General features: G+C 72.6%; 7 protein-coding genes. 6 read left to right on the forward strand and 1 reads right to left on the reverse strand.

Features of this window, described 5'->3' with window-relative positions:
- From AB0I76_RS19760 to AB0I76_RS19785, 6 genes are all read left to right on the forward strand, one after another.
- Positions 1 to 735: permease (locus tag AB0I76_RS19760; protein WP_357037289.1), on the forward strand; the 735-nt coding region annotated here is incomplete at its 5' end.
- Positions 732 to 1517 (forward strand): TIGR03943 family protein, encoded by a 786-nt coding sequence (locus tag AB0I76_RS19765; RefSeq protein WP_357037292.1) that lies wholly within the window; start codon positions 732 to 734, stop codon positions 1515 to 1517. The genes AB0I76_RS19760 and AB0I76_RS19765, both read left to right, overlap by 4 nt.
- 30 nt (positions 1518 to 1547) lie before the next feature.
- Entirely contained in the window at positions 1548 to 2378 is an 831-nt protein-coding gene (locus tag AB0I76_RS19770) for an alpha/beta hydrolase (protein ID WP_357037295.1), read from the forward strand.
- Between the two features lie 61 nt (positions 2379 to 2439).
- Positions 2440 to 3189 carry an SIS domain-containing protein gene (locus AB0I76_RS19775; RefSeq protein ID WP_357037298.1) on the forward strand — a complete coding sequence of 250 codons (750 nt, stop codon included), beginning with the start codon at positions 2440 to 2442 and terminating at the stop codon, positions 3187 to 3189.
- 87 nt (positions 3190 to 3276) lie between these two features.
- Complete coding sequence (locus AB0I76_RS19780) at positions 3277 to 3780, forward strand: DUF6328 family protein (RefSeq protein ID WP_357037300.1); 504 nt, start codon at positions 3277 to 3279, stop codon at positions 3778 to 3780.
- 123 nt (positions 3781 to 3903) lie between these two features.
- Positions 3904 to 5922, forward strand: coding sequence for an acyl-CoA dehydrogenase family protein (locus AB0I76_RS19785; protein WP_357037303.1), 2019 nt, complete (start codon positions 3904 to 3906; stop codon positions 5920 to 5922).
- A 68-nt stretch (positions 5923 to 5990) separates the two neighbouring features.
- Here the strand turns inward: AB0I76_RS19785 and AB0I76_RS19790 are convergent, their stop codons facing one another.
- Positions 5991 to 6158 carry a hypothetical protein gene (locus tag AB0I76_RS19790; protein ID WP_357037306.1) on the reverse strand — a complete coding sequence of 56 codons (168 nt, stop codon included), beginning with the start codon at positions 6156 to 6158 and terminating at the stop codon, positions 5991 to 5993.
- Between the last annotated feature and the right edge of the window lie 276 nt (positions 6159 to 6434).

Here is a 6434-nt window from a genome sequence, read left to right on the forward strand (position 1 = left end):
TTTCTATCTGATGCTGAACCTGTCGGTGGAGACCTGGATGCGGTTCGGCGCGTGGTCCTGCCCGGCTGCGAGTGCGGCTCGGTGCCGATCGCCGGCTCGCTGATCCGGCGCGGGGTCACCCCGGCCGCCGCGCTGGCCTTCCTGCTCGCCGCGCCGGCGATCAACCCCATCGTGCTCGCCGCCACCGCGGTGGCCTTCCCGAACAACCCGGAGATGGTCGTCGGCCGCGCGGTGGCCAGCCTGATCGTGGCCATGATCATGGGTTGGCTCTGGCTCCGCCTGGGCCGCGCCGACTGGATCCGGCTGCCCCGCCGACCGGAGCTGGAGAGCGGTTCGCGCGGCCTGGCGTTCTGGGCGGCGGTCCGGCACGACGTCACCCACGCCGGCGGCTTCCTCGTCGTGGGCGCGATGGCCGCCGCCACCATCAACGTGCTGGTGCCCGAGCGGTGGTTGCAGACCCTCGCCGACAACCCGGTGCTGTCGGTGCTGGCCCTCGCCGTCCTCGCCGTGCTGCTCTCCATCTGCTCGGAGGCGGACGCCTTCGTCGCGGCCTCGCTGTCGCAGTTCTCGCTCACGTCCCGGCTCGTCTTCCTGGTGGTGGGACCGATGGTCGACCTGAAACTGATCTCGATGCAGACCGGCGTCTTCGGCCGGCGGTTCGCGTCCCGGTTCGCGCCGACCACCTTCGTGGTGGCCGTCCTGGTCGCCGTCGGGGCCGGGGCGGTGCTGCTGTGAACCGGCAGGCGCAGGCCGTCGTCCTGCTGCTGCTCGGCGGCGCGGTGATCCGCGCCAGCCTCACCGACCTCTACCTGAACTACGTCAAGGAGGGGCTGCGTCCCTTCCTGGTCGCCGCCGGGATCCTCCTGGTCGTGGCCGCGATCATGACCCTCTGGTACGAGCTGCGACCCGCCCGCCCCGCGCCGGTCCCGGCCGGCGGCGCACCCGACGGCCCCGGCCTCGAAGGGCACGACGCGCCCGGGCACGACGGGCACGGACACGACGACGGGCACGGCCACCACGAGCCGCGGGTCGGCTGGCTGCTGATCCTGCCCGTGCTCGGCCTGCTGCTGGTCGCCCCGCCGGCCCTCGGGTCGTACGCGGCCGGCCAGGCCGGCACCGCCCTGTCCAGCCAGCAGCAACCCTCGGACTACCCGCCCCTGCCCGAGGGCGACCCGGTCCGGGTGGGAGTGCTCGACTACGCCTCCCGGGCCCTGTTCGACAAGGGAACGTCCATCGGCGACCGGCGGGTGCTGATCACCGGCTTCGTCGCGAAGGGCCCGGACGGGCAGCCGATCCTCGCCCGGATCGTGCTCTCCTGCTGCGCCGCCGACGGGCGGCCGGTCAAGCTCGGCCTGACCGGCAACGTGCCCGCCGGTCTCGCCGACGACACCTGGGTCGAGGTGACCGGCCGCTACAGCGACCGGGTCGCCGCGGACCCGGTCAACGACGCGGAGATCCCGTACCTCGACGTGGAGTCGTGGAAGCAGGTGCCCACCCCCAAGCGCCAGTACGAGTGACGGCCACCGTGCCTGGGTAGGCTGCCGATCATGCGGATCGAGGCCCGAGGGCTGACCTTCGACCTACGCGCCGGTGGGCCGGAGGACGGCACGCCCGTGCTCCTGCTGCACGGCTTCCCGCAGCACGGTGGCGAGTGGGACGAGGTGGTGCCCGCCCTGCACGCTGCCGGCCTGCGCACGTACGCGCTGGACCAGCGCGGCTACTCGCCGGGCGCCCGGCCGGAGGCCGTCGAGGCGTACGCGATGCCGGAGCTGACCGCCGACGCGGTGGCCGTGCTGGACGCCCTCGGCGTCGAGGCGGCGCACGTGGTGGGCCACGACTGGGGCGCCGTGGTCGGCTGGGACCTCGCCGCCCGGCACCCCGACCGGGTCCGCACCCTGACGGCGGTGTCCGTGCCCCACCCCGCGGCCTTCGCCCACGCGCTGGCGAAGGACCCGCAGCAGAAGGCGCGCTCGGCGTACATCATGCTGTTCCGCCAGCCCGGCAGGGCGGAGAAGGCGCTGCTGGCGCTCAACGCCACCGGCCTGCGGCGGTTGCTGCACGGCGTCGGTGACGACCGGCGGGTGGCCGCGTACGCCGACCCGATGCGCGAGCCGGGCGCCCTCACCGCGGCGCTGAACTGGTACCGGGCGATGTCCCGCTCCACGATGGCGGCCACCGGCCCGGTGTCGGTGCCGACCACCTACGTCTGGAGCGACCGGGACATCGCGGTGGGGCGGACCGCCGCGGAGGCGTGCGCCGACCAGGTGACCGGCGACTACCGATTCGTCACGCTGCCCCGGGTGAGCCACTGGATCCCCGACGAGGCTCCCGCGCCGCTGGCCGAGGCGATCCTGGCCCGCGTACGCGGTCTGGCCTGACCGCCGGCCGGATCGGTCCGGCCGGCGGTGCGCAACGAGAACACGGATGGACGGAGGAAGCGTGACGCTGAGCGGTGACGACTACCTGGCGGTGGTGACGGCGACGATGCACCGGGTGGCCGAGAGCCAGCGTGCGGCGGTGGGGCGGGCGGCGGACCTCGTCGCCGAGGCGGTCCGCGCCGACGGTGTCGTGCACGCCTTCGGCACCGGACACTCCGAGGCGCTCGCCATGGAGATCGCCGGCCGGGCCGGCGGGCTGGTGCCGACCAACCGGATCGCCCTGCGCGACCTGGTGCTGCTCGGCGGCGGGTCGCCGGAGCTGCTCGGGCCGATGCTGGAACGGGACCCGTCGGTGGCGCACCGCCTGTACGAGCTGGCCCCGGTCCGCCCGCAGGACGTGTTCGTGCTCGCCTCCAACTCGGGGGTCAACGGGGCGATGGTCGAGTTCGCCGCCCTGGTGCGCGAGAGGGGGCACCGGCTGATCGTCATCACCTCGACGGAGCACTCCGGCCGGATGACCTCCCGCCACCCGTCCGGGCGCAAGCTCGCCGACTTCGCCGACGTCGTGCTCGACAACGGCGCCCCGTACGGGGACGCCACCCTTCCACTGCCGGGCGGCGGCGCGGTCGGCGCGGTCTCCTCGATCACGGCGGCGCTGCTGGCCCAGCAGTTGACGGTCGAGGTGGTGGCCCGGCTGCTGGCGGCGGGGGAGCGGCCCCCGGTCTACCTGTCGGCCAACATCGCGGGCGGCGACGAGCACAACAACGCCCTGGAGGCCCGGTACGCGGGCCGGATCCGCCGCGGCTCCTGAGCCGGTTTCGCGATCAGCGCGATCGGGCATCAGCGATGCTGCCGGTGGGCGCACCCCACCGGCAGTACCGTCTGACCGGAGGTGTGCGTGTCGAAGGAAACCGAGAAGCAGCGCTGGCAGCGAAACTTCGCCGATCTGCTTCAGGAGTTGCGGGTCGCCCAGACGGGCGTCCAGATCCTCTTCGCCTTCCTGCTCACCCTGCCGTTCAGCAACGGCTTCACCCGGACGACGGGCTTCCAGAAGGACGTCTACATTGTCGCGCTGCTCGCCGCGGCGGCCGCCACCGCATTGATCATCTCGCCGGTCGCCTTCCACCGGGCGCTGTTCCGGCAGGGCCGCAAGCCGGAGATGGTCCGGTTCGCGCACCGGATGGCCAGTGGCGGGCTCGCCTTCATGCTGATCTCGATGGTGTCGGCGGTCCTGCTGATCACGGACTTCGTGCTCGACCGGCCGATCGCCTTCGTGCTGAGCGGGCTCACCGCGATCTGGTTCCTCACCTTCTGGGTGGTCCTGCCGTTCGTCCGGCGCAACTGGGGTGAGGACGACGTCGACGACGAGGACGACAACCCGCCGACCGGTTACCGGGACTGACCGGGCCCGGAAAACCGACAGAACTCGATCTTTACGGAACGCTACCCCTGGGTAACACCCGGGGGTAGCGTTTTCTGTGTCGCGTACGTCGACGCAGCCGGACCGAGGTTCGAGGGGGCAGCCGTGACAACCACGCAGAACAGCCGACCCGCGCCGGACGGCTCCGGCCCGGACCGACCCACCGCCGACCGGGTGGACGCCGCCGGCGGGGCCGGGCCACTGCCGAAAGAGGCCGGTCAGGTCTCCGAGAAGGAGGCCCGCCAGGTGGCCGAGGCGGCCCGGGAGTCATCCTGGGACCGTCCGAGCTTCGGCAAGGAACTCTTCCTCGGCCGGTTCCGCCTCGATCTCATCGAGCCGTGGCCCCGCCCCGACCCGGCGGACGTCAGCCGGGCCGACGAGTTCCTCGGCCGGTTCCGCGAGTTCCTCGACTCCGAGGTGGACGGTGCGGCGATCGAGCGGGACGCGTCCATCCCGGACGAGGTCTTCCAGGGCCTGGGTCGGCTCGGCGCCTTCGGCATGAAGATCGACCGCAGCTACGGCGGGCTCGGGCTGAGCAACCTGCACTACTGCCGGGCGCTGATGCTGGCCGGCTCCATCAGCCCGGCCATCGGCGCACTGCTCTCCGCCCACCAGTCCATCGGCGTGCCGCAGCCGCTGAAGATGTTCGGCACCGCCGAGCAGAAGCAGCGCTTCCTGCCCCGGCTCGCCGCCGGTGAGGTCTCGGCCTTCCTGCTCACCGAGCCGGACGTGGGCTCCGACCCGGCACGGCTCGCCACCACCGCCGAACCGACCCCGGACGGCACCGGCTACCGCCTCAACGGGGTCAAGCTCTGGGCCACCAACGGCACGGTGGCGACCCTGCTGGTGGTGATGGCCCGGGTCCCGGCCGCCGAGGGTCGACGGGGCGGGATCACCGCGTTCGTGGTCGAGGGCGACTCCGAGGGCATCACGGTCGAACGCCGCAACGCCTTCGTCGGCCTGCGGGGCCTGGAGAACAGCCTCACCCGCTTCCACGACGTCTTCGTACCGGCCGAGAACGTCATCGGTGGCGAGGGCAAGGGCCTGAAGATCGCCCTGACCACCCTCAACACCGGCCGGCTGTCACTGCCCGCGATGTGCGTCGGCGCCGGCAAGTGGGCGCTGAACGTGGCCCGCGAGTGGGCCGCCGACCGGGTCCAGTGGGGCCGTCCGGTGGGCGAGCACGAGGCGGTGGCGCAGAAGCTGTCCTTCATCGCCGCCACCACGTACGGCATGGAGACCATGCTCGACCTCTGTTGCCTGCTGGCCGACGACGACCACAACGACATCCGCATCGAGGCCGCCCTGGTCAAGCTGTACGCGAGCGAGATGGCCTGGCGGATCGCCGACGAGCTGATCCAGATCCGGGGCGGCCGCGGCTACGAGACCGCGGACTCCCTGGCCGCCCGGGGCGAGCGTCCGGCCGCCGTCGAGCAGCTCCTCCGGGACCTGCGGATCAACCGGATCTTCGAGGGTTCGACCGAGATCATGCACCTGCTCATCGCCCGGGAGGCGGTCGATGCGCACCTCTCGGTCGCGGGGGACATCATCGACCCGGACGCCGGCCTCGGCCGCAAGGCGAAGGCGGGGGCCCGCGCCGGCGCGTTCTACGCGAAGTGGCTGCCGACCCTGGCCGTCGGCAAGGGACAGGCCCCGGGCGCGTACGCCGGGTACGGTCCCCTCGCCGGCCACCTTCGCCACGTCGAGCGGGCCTCCCGCAAACTGGCCCGGTCGACGTTCTACGCGATGTCCCGCTGGCAGGGGAAGATGGAGCGGAAGCAGGCGTTCCTCGGCCGCGTGGTGGACATCGGCGCGGAGCTGTTCGCGATGGCCGCGGTCTGCGTCCGGGCCCACGCCGAACGGGGCACCCGCCCGGAGAACGTGGAGCTGGCCGACCTGTTCTGCCGGCAGGCCCGGGTCCGGGTGGACGCGCTCTTCACCGCCCTCTGGGAGAACACCGACTCCGTCGACGTGGCCGCCGCCCGACGCATCCTCGCCGGCCGCTACGCCGGGCTGGAGGAAGGCGTGATCACGCCGCCGGCCGACCTGCCCTGGGTCGCCCGCTGGTCGCCCGGCCCGTCCGACGCCACCGACGTCCGCCGCCGCATTCCACCGCCCGCCTGAGGTCTGCGGGGCCATCGGGTACGACGGGTCCTCCGGGGCACGTCGTACCCCAATCTCCCGCTACCGGGTCAGCGGGAGACGGCCCAGGCCAGCACCGCCGCAAGGATCAGCCCGTTGAGCACGGCCAGTCCGAGGTACGCCGCCGGCGGGATCTTCCGCCCCCGCCGGACGAACGTGAGGAGAAAGGCGGCGTAGCCGAGCAGCAGGACGGCGATGACGACCAGGAAATAGAACACCGGACGACCTTAGCGATCCGCCACCGGGCCCGTGTCGGGCCGGCCCGCCCCACGTGTCGTCAACGCCACGTACACCGATACGCGATCTTGCACTTCCTGCCGGGACATTTAGCCTCTAAGCACGCATATCGGCGACCTAAAGTGCAAGATCGCGGGGGCCGAGGCGGTCGGGGGCGCTGGGGGGCGGTGCTGACCGAGGTCAGCGGCCGTCGCGCAGGCCGAGTTGGCGCAGCTCCAGGGCGGCCAGCGCGTCGACGGTCGCGTCGTCGCCCCGCC

The sequence above is a fragment of the Micromonospora sp. NPDC049799 genome, from assembly GCF_040656655.1.
Taxonomy (GTDB): Bacteria; Actinomycetota; Actinomycetes; order Mycobacteriales; family Micromonosporaceae; genus Micromonospora.

What these genes read in the sequence shown, in the direction of transcription:
- AB0I76_RS19770 (WP_357037295.1), top strand. Translation starts at nt 1,548, where the DNA reads ATGCGGATCGAGGCCCGAGGGCTGACCTTCGACCTACGCGCCGGTGGG.